The 15,054-nt window shown below is 65.6% G+C and carries 11 protein-coding genes; 1 reads left to right on the forward strand and 10 read right to left on the reverse strand.

Features of this window, described 5'->3' with window-relative positions; translation table 11 throughout:
- Positions 1-2: 2 nt before the first annotated feature.
- From rpsG to rplJ, 7 genes are all read right to left on the reverse strand, one after another.
- The gene (rpsG, locus tag E0E18_RS06180; RefSeq protein WP_066584397.1) at positions 3-473 is read right to left on the reverse strand and encodes a 30S ribosomal protein S7; all 471 of its coding nucleotides are present in this window, start codon (positions 471-473) and stop codon (positions 3-5) included.
- A gap of 3 nt (positions 474-476) precedes the next feature.
- A complete protein-coding gene (gene rpsL, locus E0E18_RS06185) occupies positions 477-848 on the reverse strand; it encodes a 30S ribosomal protein S12 (protein ID WP_014010904.1) in 372 nt (123 codons plus the stop codon).
- A 464-nt stretch (positions 849-1,312) separates the two neighbouring features.
- Complete coding sequence (locus tag E0E18_RS06190) at positions 1,313-5,284, reverse strand: DNA-directed RNA polymerase subunit beta' (RefSeq protein WP_110481019.1); 3,972 nt, start codon at positions 5,282-5,284, stop codon at positions 1,313-1,315.
- 104 nt (positions 5,285-5,388) lie between these two features.
- On the reverse strand, positions 5,389-8,898 hold the full coding sequence (gene rpoB, locus E0E18_RS06195) for a DNA-directed RNA polymerase subunit beta (RefSeq protein WP_066584404.1): 3,510 nt from the start codon (positions 8,896-8,898) through the stop codon (positions 5,389-5,391).
- 288 nt (positions 8,899-9,186) lie between these two features.
- The gene (gene pgfA / locus E0E18_RS06200; RefSeq protein WP_237559652.1) at positions 9,187-10,245 is read right to left on the reverse strand and encodes a cell envelope lipid trafficking protein PgfA; all 1,059 of its coding nucleotides are present in this window, start codon (positions 10,243-10,245) and stop codon (positions 9,187-9,189) included.
- A gap of 94 nt (positions 10,246-10,339) precedes the next feature.
- On the reverse strand, positions 10,340-10,720 hold the full coding sequence (gene rplL / locus E0E18_RS06205; RefSeq protein WP_110481017.1) for a 50S ribosomal protein L7/L12: 381 nt from the start codon (positions 10,718-10,720) through the stop codon (positions 10,340-10,342).
- Between the two features lie 81 nt (positions 10,721-10,801).
- Positions 10,802-11,320 carry a 50S ribosomal protein L10 gene (rplJ, locus tag E0E18_RS06210; protein ID WP_130839781.1) on the reverse strand — a complete coding sequence of 173 codons (519 nt, stop codon included), beginning with the start codon at positions 11,318-11,320 and terminating at the stop codon, positions 10,802-10,804.
- A gap of 355 nt (positions 11,321-11,675) precedes the next feature.
- On the opposite strand from rplJ, the gene E0E18_RS06215 reads away from it, so the two are divergent.
- The gene (locus E0E18_RS06215; RefSeq protein WP_130839783.1) at positions 11,676-12,746 is read left to right on the forward strand and encodes an esterase/lipase family protein; all 1,071 of its coding nucleotides are present in this window, start codon (positions 11,676-11,678) and stop codon (positions 12,744-12,746) included.
- A 74-nt stretch (positions 12,747-12,820) separates the two neighbouring features.
- Here the strand turns inward: E0E18_RS06215 and rplA are convergent, their stop codons facing one another.
- From rplA to nusG, 3 genes are all read right to left on the reverse strand, one after another.
- On the reverse strand, positions 12,821-13,525 hold the full coding sequence (rplA, locus tag E0E18_RS06220) for a 50S ribosomal protein L1 (protein WP_066584423.1): 705 nt from the start codon (positions 13,523-13,525) through the stop codon (positions 12,821-12,823).
- Positions 13,526-13,641: 116 nt separating this feature from the next.
- Positions 13,642-14,085: a 50S ribosomal protein L11 gene (gene rplK, locus E0E18_RS06225; protein WP_066584425.1), complete on the reverse strand. Its 444-nt coding sequence runs from the start codon at positions 14,083-14,085 to the stop codon at positions 13,642-13,644.
- A gap of 157 nt (positions 14,086-14,242) precedes the next feature.
- Complete coding sequence (nusG, locus tag E0E18_RS06230; protein WP_110481015.1) at positions 14,243-15,052, reverse strand: transcription termination/antitermination protein NusG; 810 nt, start codon at positions 15,050-15,052, stop codon at positions 14,243-14,245.
- Positions 15,053-15,054 lie beyond the last annotated feature (2 nt).

Genomic DNA, 15,054 nt, shown 5'->3' on the forward strand with positions numbered 1-15,054 from the left:
TGTTACCAGCGGTAGTGGGCGAAGGCGCGGTTGGCCTCGGCCATCTTGTGGGTGTCCTCACGACGCTTGACGGAGGCACCGAGACCGTTGGACGCGTCCAGGATTTCGTTGGCCAGACGCTCAGTCATGGTGTTCTCGCGACGCTGACGGGTGAAGGTCACCAGCCACCGCAGTGCGAGGGTGGTGGCACGACCCGGGCGGACCTCGACCGGGACCTGGTAGGTGGCACCACCGACGCGACGGGAGCGGACCTCGAGGGCCGGCTTCACGTTGTCGAGTGCCTTCTTGAGGGTGAGGACCGGATCAGTGCCGGTCTTCTCCCGGCAGGTCTCCAGAGCGCCGTAGACGATGCGCTCGGCAGTGGACTTCTTGCCGTCCAGCAGAATCTTGTTGACCAGCTGGGACACGATGACGTCGTCGTACACCGGATCCTTGACGATCGGGCGTGCGGGGGCGGGACCCTTACGAGGCATGCTCTACTTCTCCTTCTTCGCGCCGTAGCGGGAACGGGCCTGCTTGCGGTCCTTGACACCCTGGGTGTCGAGGGAACCGCGGACGATCTTGTAGCGGACACCCGGGAGGTCCTTCACACGACCACCGCGGACAAGCACCATGGAGTGCTCCTGGAGGTTGTGGCCCTCACCGGGGATGTAGGCGGAGACCTCGATACCCGAGGTCAGCCGGACACGCGCAACCTTACGGAGCGCGGAGTTCGGCTTCTTGGGGGTCGTGGTGTACACGCGGGTGCACACACCCCGGCGCTGCGGGGAACCCTTCAGGGCGGCGGTGGCCACCTTCGCCGTCTTGTCGTGGCGGCCCTTACGGACCAGCTGCTGGATTGTAGGCATGAACCGACTTTCTTGTTCTGTTCAGTACTTCGGTCGACGGTGCCGTCGACACTGCCGGCCAACGAGACCTCTCCCCGGAACCTCGGCGCACTTTATTTTAAACGTGCCGAAACCCCTCAGCCGCTCTCGCTGGCCTACGGGGTGAGTTTCATCCTGCTGAATTTTCTCGGCGATCCAGGGATCGCACCGCCTCCCGGCGGCCGGATGGTCCTGATATACGGGGACTGAGTGCCGACACTACCGCATCACACGTACGCAGCCAAATCAGGACTGAACCGTCCCGGCTGCCGGCGTCCCCCTGCCCGACGAGACGCACTGCTGACAATGTGGCTGTGCAGACTGTGCAGGGAAACGAAAAGGAGGTGCCCGCACGGTGAGAAGTTCCTCACCGCACGGACACCCCCTCACGGATGACCGGACGACACCGGGAGCGGCCTCAGAGCCCTCACCCCGGTGACACGGGATCAGTTCATGTCGATGTCGTCCAGCGGCACCGCGGCACCGGTGAAGTCACCGAAACCGTCGTCGCCGTAGAAGCCGGAGCCGTAGCTGTCAGGCATCTGGAACGCCGCGGCACGGGCCTCGGCAGTCGGTTCCACGGAGATGTTCCGGTACTTCGCGATACCCGTACCGGCCGGGATCAGCTTACCGATGATCACGTTCTCCTTGAGACCGATGAGCTTGTCGGACCGCTTGTTGATTGCGGCGTCCGTCAGAACCCTCGTCGTCTCCTGGAAGGAGGCGGCCGACAGCCACGAGTCGGTTGCCAGTGAAGCCTTCGTGATACCCATGATCTCCGCGCGCACCTCGACCGGACGCCCGCCCGCCTGCACGGCAGCCTTGGACGCGGCGACCGCGTCGGCGTGATCGACGAGAGAACCGGGCAGGTACTCCGTCGAACCGGAGTCGATGACCGTCACGCGACGGAGCATCTGACGGACGATGATCTCGATGTGCTTGTCGTGGATGGCCACACCCTGGTCGCGGTAGACCTTCTGCACCTCGTTGATGAGGTGCTGCTGCACACCGCGACGACCGAGGACCCGGAGGACCTCATGCGGGTCGGCGGAACCCTTGAGCAGCTGCTGACCGACCGAGACGTGGTCACCCTGCCTGATCTGGCGCTCGAAGTCACCGACCTTGATGACGGCGAGACCCTGACGCTTCGACAGCTTCTCGTACACGACCTCGTCGGAACCGTCGTCGGGGACGATGGTGAGGGTGTAGAAGTTGTCGTCGTCCTCGATACGCACGGTACCGTCCACGGACGCGATCGGCGCCTTTGCCTTCGGCACACGGGCCTCGAACAGTTCCTGCACACGGGGCAGACCACCGGTGATGTCACCGCCGACACCGCCCTGGTGGAAGGTACGCATGGTCAGCTGGGTGCCGGGCTCACCGATGGACTGGGCGGCCACGATACCGACGGCCTCTCCGATGTCGACCTTCTTGCCGGACGCCATGGAACGGCCGTAGCAGGTCGCACAGACACCGGTCGAGGTCTCACAGGTCATGACGGACCGAAGCTTGACTTCACGCACACCGGCCGCGACAAGCCGGTCGATCTCCGGGTCGCCGAGGTCGACACCTGCAGGAATGATGACCTCGCCGGCGTCGTTGACGGCGTCCGCAGCCAGGAACCTGCCCTGTACCGCGGTCTCGACGAACTCCGCCCGGCGGAAGGAGCCAGTCTCTTCACCCTCGGCGTCCAGCACCGGGGCTGCCAGAGGCATGGTGACCCCGCGTCTGGTGCCGCAGTCGTCCTCGCGGACGATCACGTCCTGGGCGACGTCGACGAGACGCCTGGTCAGGTAACCGGAGTCTGCGGTACGCAGGGCGGTGTCGGCCAGGCCCTTACGGGAACCGTGGGAGTTGTTGAAGTACTCGAGCACCGACAGGCCCTCACGGAAGGAGGTCTTGATCGGGCGGGTGATGTAGTCACCCCGCGAGTTCGTGACCATGCCCTTCATACCGGCCAGCGTCCAGATCTGACGCATGTTGCCGGCCGCGCCGGACTTCACGATCATCGGGATCGGGTTGTCGTCCGGGTAGAGCTTCTCCACAGACTCACCGACGAAGTCCGTGGCTTCCTTCCACAGGTCCACGAGGGAGTTGTAGCGCTCGGCGGCGTTGATCTTGCCCCGCGCCATCTTCTTCTCGATGACCCTCGCCCGGGCCTCGTACTTGTCGAGGATCTCCTTCTTGTTCGGCAGGACCAGCACGTCGTGCATGGTGATGGTCACACCGGACCGCGTGGCCCAGTAGAAGCCGGCGTCCTTCAGCTTGTCCACCGTCTGTGCAACAGTGATCATCGGATAGCGGGCGGCCAGGTCGTTGATGATCGCGGCCTGCGGCTTCTTCGCCATCACACCGTCGACGAACGGGTAGTTCCACGGCAGCAGCTCATTGAACAGCACACGTCCCAGAGTGGTGTGCGCGGTCCACGTGTCGCCCTTCTTCCAGCCGTCAGGGAACTGCTCCGCCTCAATCTCCGGGGTCGGACGCAGGTGGCTGATGCGCACCTGGATAGGTGCCTGGAGTCCGAGGACGCCGCGGTCGCGGGCCATGATCGCCTCGGCGAGGGAAGTGTAGACACCTCTGGCCGGACCGTTCTCGTCCGCCGGGGTGTACCTGCCCTGCCCCCCGAGCTCGTCGGGCTTCTTCTCCAGGGTCAGGAAGTACAGACCGGTGACCATGTCCAGACGGGGCATGGCCAGCGGCTTTCCGGACGCCGGGGAGAGGATGTTGTTCGAGGCGAGCATGAGGATGCGCGCCTCGGCCTGCGCTTCGTCGGACAGCGGCAGGTGCACGGCCATCTGGTCACCGTCGAAGTCGGCGTTGAAGGCTTCACAGGCCAGCGGGTGCAGCTGGATCGCCTTGCCCTCGACGAGGATCGGCTCGAACGCCTGGATACCCAGGCGGTGCAGAGTCGGTGCACGGTTGAGCATCACCGGGTGCTCGGAGATGGCGTCCTCGAGGACGTCCCACACCTCCGGACGCTGACGCTCCACCATGCGCTTGGCGGACTTGATGTTCTGCGCGTACTGCTTCTCGACCAGCCGCTTCATCACGAAGGGCTTGAACAGCTCCAGCGCCATCTGCTTCGGCAGACCGCACTGGTGCAGCTTCAGCTGCGGACCCACGATGATCACGGAACGACCGGAGTAGTCGACACGCTTGCCGAGCAGGTTCTGACGGAACCGGCCCTGCTTGCCCTTCAGCAGGTCAGACAGCGACTTCAGCGGCCGGTTACCCGGCCCGGTGACCGGGCGGCCACGACGGCCGTTGTCGAACAGGGCGTCAACGGACTCCTGCAGCATGCGCTTCTCGTTGTTCACGATGATCTCGGGGGCACCGAGATCCAGCATGCGCTTGAGGCGGTTGTTGCGGTTGATGACGCGACGGTAGAGGTCGTTGAGGTCCGAGGTCGCGAAACGGCCGCCGTCCAGCTGGACCATCGGACGCAGCTCCGGCGGAATCACCGGGACAGCGTCGAGGACCATGCCGGCAGGATCGTTGCCCGAACGCAGGAACGCGGCGACGACCTTCAGCCGCTTCAGGGCACGGAGCTTCTTCTGCCCCTTGCCGGAGCGGATCGTCTCACGGAGCTTCTCCGCTTCGGCCTCGAGGTCGAAGGACCGGATCAGGGTCTGGATGGCTTCCGCGCCCATACCGCCGGTGAAGTAGTCCTCGTAACGGTCGACAAGTTCGTTGTAGATGCCCTCGTCGACGATCATCTGCTTCGGTGCGAGCTTGACGAAGGTGTTCCAGATCTCGTCGAGGCGGGCGACCTCACGCTCCGCACGCTCACGGATGTGACGCATTTCCCGCTCAGCGGCGGTCTGCACCTTACGCTTGGCGTCGGCCTTGGCGCCGGCGGCCTCGAGCTCTGCCAGGTCGGCCTCGAGCTTCTCGGAACGCTCGGCCAGTTCGGCGTCGCGGTCGTTCTCGACCTCCTTCTTCTCGAGGAGCATCTCAGCCTCGAGGGTGGACTGGTCGTTGTGACGACCTTCCTCGTCCACCGAGGTGATGATGTTCGCCGCGAAGTAGATGATCTTCTCGAGATCCTTCGGAGCCAGGTCCAGAAGGTAGCCGAGGCGCGAGGGCACGCCCTTGAAGTACCAGATGTGGGTGACCGGCGCGGCCAGCTCGATGTGGCCCATACGCTCACGACGGACCTTGGACTTCGTCACCTCGACGCCGCAGCGCTCACAGATGATGCCCTTGTAGCGGACACGCTTGTACTTGCCGCAGGCACACTCCCAGTCCCTGGTCGGGCCGAAGATGCGCTCGCAGAACAGGCCGTCCTTCTCGGGCTTCAGGGTGCGGTAGTTGATCGTCTCGGGCTTCTTGACCTCGCCGTGGGACCAACGACGGATGTCGTCGGCGGTGGCGAGACCGATGCGGAGCTCGTCAAAGAAGTTGACGTCCAGCACGTGGACTCCCTTTCCCCTCCGGTGTACGGAGGGCGGTAGTGCGGTGAAAAGTGGGAAGGTGTCTGGGGGTCCCGTCGGCGGGGCGGCGGGACCGGGGCTGGGAGCTAGATCGCGTCGCTCTCGGCGTCAGGACGCTCGTCCCGGGACAGGTTGATCCCGAGAGCAGCATTCGCGTGGTCGAGTTCGTCGTCGTCGGTCGAGCTCAGCTCCATCGGAGTTCCGTCAGCCGCGAGAACCTCGACGTTGAGGCACAGGGACTGCAGCTCCTTGAGGAGGACCTTGAAAGACTCCGGGATACCCGGATCCGGGATATTCTCGCCCTTCACGATCGCCTCGTACACCTTCACGCGGCCGACGACGTCATCGGACTTGATGGTGAGAAGCTCCTGGAGGGTGTAGGCCGCACCGTACGCCTGCATGGCCCACACCTCCATCTCACCGAACCTCTGGCCACCGAACTGTGCCTTACCACCGAGCGGCTGCTGGGTGATCATGGAGTACGGACCGGTCGAACGGGCGTGGATCTTCTCGTCGACGAGGTGGTGCAGCTTCAGCATGTACATGTAACCGACCGAGATCGGGTACGGGTACGGCTCGCCGGAACGGCCGTCGATGAGCACGGCCTTGCCGAACTCGTCGGTCAGTGCCATGCCGTCGGAGTTGGGACGGACCGAACGCAGCAGACCGGACAGCTCCTCGTTCTCGGCACCGTCGAACACGGGTGTCGCCACGAGGGACTCCGGCGGAACATCGTAAAGCTCCTCCGGAAGGGTCTCCAGCATCGCACGGACCTTCGGGTCCTCGGACTGGGTGTCGACCTTCCAGCCGTTCTTCGCCAGCCAACCGAGGTGGGTCTCCAGGACCTGACCGATGTTCATACGACGCGGCACACCGTGGGTGTTGAGAATGATGTCGATCGGGGTACCGTCCGGCAGGAAGGGCATGTCCTCTGCCGGCAGGATCTTGCCGACGACGCCCTTGTTGCCGTGGCGTCCCGCCATCTTGTCGCCGTCCTGGATCTTGCGCTTCTGGGCGACGTAGACGCGGACCATCTGGTTGACGCCGGGGGCGAGATCGTCGTCGTCCTCGCGGGAGAACACGCGGACGCCGATGACCTTGCCGGTCTCACCGTGGGGAACCTTCATGGAGGTGTCACGGACCTCGCGGGCCTTCTCACCGAAGATCGCGCGCAGCAGCCGCTCCTCCGGGGTCAGCTCGGTCTCACCCTTCGGGGTGACCTTGCCGACCAGGATGTCGCCGTCGCGGACGTCGGCGCCGATGCGGACGATACCCCGGTCGTCGAGGTCCGCGAGCACGTCGTCACCGACATTGGGGATGTCACGGGTGATCTCCTCGGGACCGAGCTTGGTGTCCCGGGCATCGATCTCATGCTCCTCGATGTGGATGGAGGTGAGGAGGTCCTCCTCCACCATCCGCTGGTTGAGGATGATGGCGTCCTCGTAGTTGTGACCCTCCCACGGCATGAAGGCGACGAGGAGGTTGCGTCCGAGGGACATCTCCCCGTTGTGGGTGCCGGGACCGTCGGCGATGGCCTGACCTGCCTCGACTCGCTGGCCCTGGTCGACCAGGGGCTTCTGGTTGTAGCAGGTGCCCTGGTTGGTGCGCTCGAACTTGCGCAGCATGTAGGTGTCACGCACGCCGTCATCGTCCATCACGGTGATGTAGTCGGCGGAGACGTACTCGACGACACCGGCCTTCGGGGTGATGACGACATCACCGGCGTCGTAGGCGGAGCGGAGCTCCATACCGGTTCCGACGTACGGGGCCTCGGAGCGGAGCAGCGGCACGGCCTGCTTCTGCATGTTCGCACCCATGAGGGCACGGTTGGCGTCGTCGTGCTCCAGGAAGGGAATCATGGCGGTACCCACGGAGACCATCTGCCGCGGGGAGACGTCCATGTAGTCCACCTCGCCGGCGGGAACGACCTCGACGTCACCGCCGCGCAGACGGACCTCGATCTCGTCGTCGACGAAACGGCCCTCGGAGTCCACCGCGGTCTTCGCCTGCGCGATGATGTGACGGTCCTCCTCGTCAGCGGTGAGGTAGTCCACCTGGTCGGTGATCACACCGTCGACGACCCTGCGGTACGGGGTCTCGATGAATCCGAAGGGGTTGACCCGCGCGTAGGTGGCGAGGTTGCCGATCAGGCCGATGTTCGGCCCCTCAGGGGTCTCGATCGGGCACATACGGCCGTAGTGGGACGCGTGGACGTCACGGACCTCGAGGCCCGCGCGTTCACGGGACAGGCCGCCGGGACCCAGCGCCGACAGACGCCGCTTGTGCGTCAGGCCGGACAGTGAGTTGTTCTGGTCCATGAACTGCGACAGCTGCGAGGTGCCGAAGAACTCACGGATCGCGGCGGAGACCGGGCGGACGTTGATCAGGGAAGTCGGGGTGATCGACTCGGCGTCCTGGGTCGTCATCCGCTCGCGGACGACGCGCTCCATGCGGGACAGTCCCACCCGGATCTGGTTCTGGATCAGCTCACCGACGGTACGCAGACGCCGGTTGCCGAAGTGGTCGATGTCGTCGACACCGAGCGGGATCTCCACCCCGTCGGGCGAGGTCATGGACTTCTCGCCGGCGTGCAGGCGCACCAGGTACTCGATGGTGGTGAGGATGTCCTGCTCGGTGAGGGTCATGGCACCGGTGTCGCCGTCGAAGCCGAGCTTCCGGTTCACCTTGTACCGGCCCACCTTGGCCAGGTCGTAGCGCTTGGCCTTGAAGAAGCTGTTCTCGAGCAGTGCCTGGGCGGAGTCACGTGTGGGTGACTCACCCGGGCGCTGCTTACGGTAGATCTCCAGCAGGGCTTCGTCGGTGTTGGCGACGCCGTCCTTCTCGAGGGTGGACATCATGATCTCGGAGAAACCGAAACGCTCGGTGATCTCTTCGGTGGTCAGGCCGAGTGCCTTGAGCAGGACGGTGACGGGCTGACGACGCTTGCGGTCGATACGGACGCCGACGGTGTCACGCTTGTCGACGTCGAACTCGAGCCATGCACCACGGGACGGGATGACCTTCACCGCGTGCAGGGGACGCTCCGTGGACGGGTCGATGGACTCGTCGAAGTAGACGCCCGGGGAACGGACGAGCTGCGAGACGACGACACGTTCCGTGCCGTTGATGATGAACGTGCCCTTGTCGGTCATCATCGGGAAATCACCGATGAAGACGGTCTGGCTCTTGATCTCACCGGACAGCGCATTGGTGAACTCCGCGGTCACGTACAGCGGCGCGGAGTAGTTGATGTCCTTGTCCTTGCACTCGTCGATCGTGTTCTTCACGTCGTCGAAGCGGGGCTCGGACAGGGTCAGGGACATGTTCTCGGAGTAGTCCTCGATCGGGGACAGTTCGTCGAGGATGTCCTCGAGACCGCTCGTGACGCGGGTCCCCTCCTCTGCCTCTGCCTGCCGGCGGGCACGCCACTCGGGCGTGCCGACGAGCCAGGCGAAGGACTCTCTCTGAACGTCGAGAAGACCGGGTACCTCGATCGGGGCATCGATCTTCGCGAAGGAGTAACGATGTGAAGCCCCGGGGATTCCGGCCGTGGAACTGGTCTGGCGGGAGACTGCCAAGATGGGTCCTTCCAGCACCTCACGTGTCCGCCGGGACTGACGTCGCGACGGGGCACGGTTGCTTGAGCGTACGGTCTGTGATGGTCTGTGAGGGACTGACGTCCCGTCGGGTCTGCGGGCAGCGGGAGTCAACCCGCAGGCAGAGACAACTGATGGACCTTGTCAAGTGGTGTTTTCACAAGCATCACCCGCCAAGGTCGTCGGTGTTCTCCGCAGAACCGCCGGAAGTCAGTCCAGCGCAAACGTCAACCCTATATCACATGCGCGCGAAAGTCCACCCGCCCCGGTCTGCCCGGTCCCCTCCGGTCAGTCCCCGCTCCCCCGTCCCCGCGGGCCCCCTGCCCGTTCGTCTCTCCGCTGCGGTCGGAGAGCCGCAATTCCTGCAGCGACAGTCACGATAGCACCGATCGCCGCCAGCGCAATACCCCACGCCCCGACGTGTCGCTCCCCGCCCACCGACACCGCCTGTTCCAGCAGCGCCGTCCTCTCGTCCCCGGGCGTCTCACCGTGCATGTCCAGAAGCAGCCCGGTCTCGGTGCCGTCCGCGGCCGCGTAGTAGTCGTGGAGGTCCTCCCGCACCGAGACGATGAGACCGCTCGACGGCTCCACAGTGATCTCGCGGGTACCGCTGCGGTGGAGGGTGGAGACAGTCGAGGTCGCCGGAGCGGTCTCCCTGCCCTCGGCGTCCCTGCGCACAGGTGTGACGACAGTGCTGGTCAAGCGCGCATACCCGGGGTGGGCGGTCAGTACCGGTTCCGCCGTCATCTCCTGGCGGTACACGTAGACCCGGTGGCCGTCGACCTCGTCCTCCCTGCTGAAGGACGCCGGGACCGCCCGCCTCAGCAGCGGATCGAAGTAGCGGTAGTCGCGCTTCTCAGGGTCGGCGGGAAACTTCAGCCACTGCCCCTCCACGGTCGCGTCCTGCGCCGGAGACCCCAGTGTCTCCGCGACCTTGGTGTCCCCCTCCCCCACGGCCTCCCCGGTCCGGCGGTCCACACGCATGGTCCAGACCTCGGCGTCCAGCAGCCCGGCCTGGTCCCCGAACGACTTCGCCATGTCGTCACGCAGGGTCGAGACACCCACGGTCGCCGCCGCTTCGTCACCGTCGACCGGCTCGCCGAAGGTCACCGCGAAGTTCCGGGACACTTCCCCGGTGACAGTCTCCGGGTCCCGGTCACCGGCACCCGCCAGATAGGCCCTGCCGATGGTGGCCGCCGGGTCCGTCACCGACAGGGACGTCTCGGCGAGATCCAGCGGCACCGGACCCCTGGCGTCCACGAACCGCGGAAGGAGCAGTCCCACCGCCAGGAGGACACAGCCCAGGCCGAGAACGAGCACTGCGGTGATACGGGACTTCGGGAGCATGCGGACCATCGTATATGCGACAACCCCCGCCTCCGCACTCGTGGTGCGGTGGACGGGGGTCGGAGGGGTACGGCGGAGCCGTTCCCGTGCAGAGCTACTTCAGGGTGACCTTGGCGCCGGCCTCTTCGAGCTTGGTCTTGGCGGCCTCGGCGTCATCCTTGTTGGCGCCCTCGAGGATGGCCTTGGGAGCGGACTCGACGAGCTCCTTGGCCTCCTTCAGACCCAGGCCGGAGACGATCTCGCGGACGACCTTGATGACGCCGATCTTCTTGGCGCCGGCGTCCTCGAGCACGACGTCGAACTCGTCCTTCTCTTCCTCGGCGGCGGCAGCGGGGCCGGCGGCGACAGCGACGGCGGCCGGAGCGGCGGCGGTGACGTCGAAGGTGTCCTCGAAGAGCTTGACGAACTCAGAGAGCTCGATGAGGGTCATTTCCTTGAAAGCCTCGAGGAGCTCGTCGTTGGTGAACTTAGCCATGATGGCTTCCTTTCGTTCATGTGACCCGCCGGTCGGCGGGGCAGTGGGGTGTGGAACAGGTCTTCTGCCGAAGGACGCCGCTTACGCGGCCTCCTTCTTCTCCTGGAGCGCGGCAGCGAGCCGTGCGACCTGGGAAGCCGGGGCGTTGAACAGCTGCGCGGCCTTGGTGAGGGAGCCCTGCAGGGCGCCCGCCAGCTTGGCCAGGGTGGTCTCGCGGTTGTCCAGCTCGGCGATTGCCTCAACCTGGGCGGCGGACAGCGTGTTGCCGTCCATGTTGCCGCCCTTGATCACGAAGCTCTTGTGCTCGCCACCGAAGGCCTTCATGGCCTTGGCGGCGTCGACAGCCTCGCCACGGACGAACGCGATAGCGGTCGGTCCGGTCAGCTGCTCATCGTCGAGCTCCACGCCGGCCTGCTTCGCGGCCAGCCTGATCATGGTGTTCTTGGCGACGGAGTAGGTCACGTCGGCACCCAGCGCCTTGCGCAGCTCGGTGGTCTCGGCGACCGTCAGTCCGCGGTACTCGGTGAGGATCGCGGCGGACGCGTCCTCGAAACGTGCGGTGAGCTCCGCCACGGACTCGGTGTTCTTCGCGTTTGCCATACTCTCGCCTCCTTCCTGATGTCTGTCAGTGTCGTGACCGCCGGGCCACCGGAACGACGACGCGCCCCGTGCCGCAGAGGCACGGGGCGCGTCGGAGGTCGTCTTCCCCGGGCGTGACCCGGCTGACCGACCTGACGTTCCTCGTGTTTCTCCTGCGCGGGCCGCCATCACTGTCGATGGTCCTTCGCCGCTGTCCCCTGGGGGACGGCGGTGACCGACGGTCTTCGGTGAAACTTGAACGTCCGCGGGTGTACCCCGCGGTCAAACTTCGTGCTGAACTCTAGACCCTCCGGGCCGGAAGTCAAAATTGCGGCATCACGCCCCCGACATCCGGTCGTACGGTATGGTGCGGAAAATGAAATCGTCGACCCGGACAACCACCGGCGCACACACCGACGCCGGATCACACAGTTTCCTGCGCGCCTTCCTCCAGTCCCGACGACATCCGGGACTGATGCCCCGGGGGATCAACGACTGGGACACCCCGCTGGACCCCGACGGACCCGGATCAGTCCCGGTCATCCTCATCCACGGCACCTGGATGAACAGCTACTGCACATGGTCCGGACTGGTACCGGAACTGCTCGCCGCCGGCCACCGGGTCTTCGCCCTCGACTACGGGCGTGACCCCTCATGCCTCCTCGGAAGGTCACCGGCCTGTTTCGGCAATGCCGCGCTCCTGGACTCTGCCCCTGAGGTCGCGGAATTCATCGACTCCGTCCTGGAGCGGACCGGTGCCCGCCAGGTCGACCTGGTCGGTCACTCCCAGGGGGTGGCCCAGGCCAGGCTCTACCTCACCGATTTCGGTGGGGCCGGTAGACCCGGCGACGGCGTCGCGCCGAAAGTACGGCGACTCGTCGGATTCGCGGCGTCCCATCACGGCACCACCGCCTCCGGGGTCGGGACCCTGGGAAAGACGCTCCTCGCACGCGGATGGTACGCACCCCTGCGCAGGATCCTGGGACGGTGTGCCGAAGACCAGATGACAGGCTCCGCCACCATGGCCCACATCAACCGCGACGGCGACACCGTCCCCGGTGTCGACTACACCATGATCTGCTCACGTTACGACGAGGTCGTCACCCCGTGGCGGACCCAGCAGATGGACGCCGGAGAGGGAGCGGTGGTTCGCAACATCCTCGTCCAGGACGAGGGCAACGGGCGGGACTTCAGCGAACATCTCGCGCTGCTCTACTCGCCCCGTGCCCTCGACATCGCGCTGGAGGCACTCGACCACGGCCCCGAGGGGGACTACCGCAGACGTCGTCCGACGGTCAGGGGCGCCGTGGTACCGCTGTGGGGGGCGGTCGGGAAACGGAGGAAAGCGGCGTCCTCCACCGTCTCCGCCACCGCCCCTGCGGGCACAGGGGCGACTGCCGCCGGAAACTCCCCCGCGGACGCGGAAAGCCCCGCCCTGCGTCAGTGAACGCGGACGGGGCCTGTCGGAGAAGCAGTCAGGTCAGACCGGAGCCTGGCCGGAGCCGGGCCGACCGGGCAGAACTACTCTGCGTACGCCTTGACCACGGTCGGGTCCACGGGGATGCCCGGACCGGAGGTCGTGGAGACGGTGATCTTCTTCAGGTAGATGCCCTTCGACGCGGAGGGCTTCAGGCGGAGAAGCTCGTCGACGAGGGCGCCGTAGTTCTCTGCCAGTGCCTTCTCGGAGAAGGACGCCTTGCCGATGACGGCGTGCAGGTTCGCAGCCTTGTCGACGCGGAAGGAGATCTTGCCGCCCTTGATCTCGGTGACGGCCTTGGCGACGTCGGTGGTGACGGTGCCGGTCTTGGGGTTCGGCATCAGACCACGCGGGCCGAGGACGCGTGCCACACGGCCGACCTTGGCCATCTGGTCCGGGGTCGCGATGGCGGCGTCGAAGTCCGTCCAGCCGCCCTGGATCTTCTCGATCAGCTCAGCGGTTCCGACGGCGTCGGCCCCGGCCTCCTCCGCGGCGGTGGCGTTCGGGCCCTCGGCGAAGACGATGACCCGGACATTCTTGCCGGTGCCGTTGGGGAGGGAGACGGTACCGCGGACCAGCTGGTCAGCCTTGCGGGGATCGACTCCCAGGCGGACAGCGACGTCGACGGTGGCGTCGAAATTGCTGGAGGAGGTCTCCTTGGCCAGCTTCGCTGCCTCGAGAGGACGGTAGAGACGATCGGAGTCGATCTTCTCGGCGGCGGCCTTGTAGGCCTTCGAGTTCTTGCTCATTTCAGGTTCCAATCAGTGTGGACGGGAATGTGGTGCGGGCCGGAGCGGGCCCTGCCACGGTGACGGTCCTGTGGCCCACCTGCATGGTGGACCACCGGACGTGACCGGAGACGGCCTTACTTGGCCGGGATTCCGGTGACGACGATGCCCATGGAGCGGGCGGTGCCGGCGATGATGCGGGCGCCGTTCTCCAGGTCGTTGGCGTTGATGTCCTCGAACTTGGTCTGGGCGATCTCACGGCACTGCTCCCAGGTGACCTCACCGACCTTGTCGGTGTGGGGGACGCCGGATCCCTTCTGGATGCCGGCTGCCTTGAGGAGCAGCTTGGCGGCCGGAGGGGTCTTCAGCTTGAAGTCGAAGCTGCGGTCCTCGTAGACGGTGATCTCCACCGGCACGACGTTGCCGCGCTGCGACTCGGTCGCCGCATTGTAGGCCTTGCAGAACTCCATGATGTTGACGCCGTGCGCACCGAGCGCCGGGCCGACCGGAGGAGCCGGGTTCGCGGCACCTGCCTGGATCTGCAGCTTGATCAGGCCTGTGACCTTCTTCTTCTTCGCCATGTTGCACCTCTTCACGTGGTATCAGACTCAGCGTGTCCGGTCGTGGCGACGACGGGACGGTCTGACCGGATGCCGGATTGTGTACCGGCCACCGGGTGGGAATGTCATGTCATGCCGACTGCACGGTCTCTGAACCGTGCAGGCAACCTGCCAGATCTTAGTTGAGCTTCTCCACCTGATCAAACTCCAGCTCCACGGGGGTCTCGCGACCGAAGATGGACACCAGTGCCTTGAGCTTGCTGTTGGCCGCGTCGATCTCCGAGATGGTCGCCGACACAGAGGCGAACGGTCCGGAGAGCACGGTCACCGACTCCCCCACCTCGTAGTCGACCTCGACCTGGTTGGCGGCCGGGGTCGGTGCCATGGCGACACCCGTGGACGAGACGTCCACACCGGACGCGGAATCGGTCCCGGCGTCCGGGGAGACCGTCGCGGTCTCCGGGGGGAGAAGGAACTTGGCGACCTCGCGGATACGCACCGGGGTCGGTTCACCGGCATTGCCGACGAAGGACGTCACACCCGGGGTGTCACGGATGACGGACCAGGAAGGGTCGTCGAGTTCCACGCGGACCAGCACGTAGCCGGGCAGGAGCTTCTGCTTGACCTGCTTACGCTTGCCGTCCTTGACCTGGGTGACCTCCTCGATCGGTACGACCACCTCGTGGATCTGCTGGTCGACCCCGAGGGTCTGCGCCCTCATCTCGAGGTTCGTCTTCACCTTGTTCTCGTAACCGGAGTAGCACTGGATGATGTACCACTGGCCGGGCAGCTTCTTGAGGGCCCGCATGAACTCCCGGAGCCGGGTCTTGTACGCCTCGAGGGCGGCGTCCTCGGGACTGACCTCGGCCTCTTCTCCCTCCGGTGAGGACTGCAGTTCCGTCACGGACTGCTGGACGTCCTCCTGCGCGGCTGCCGCGAGACCCTCCGCGCTGAGCTTCTCGGCCGAAGCCTCGTTCTGCTCACTCATGG

The organism is Corynebacterium neomassiliense (assembly GCF_900626215.1).
GTDB classification, from domain to species: Bacteria; Actinomycetota; Actinomycetes; order Mycobacteriales; family Mycobacteriaceae; genus Corynebacterium; species Corynebacterium neomassiliense.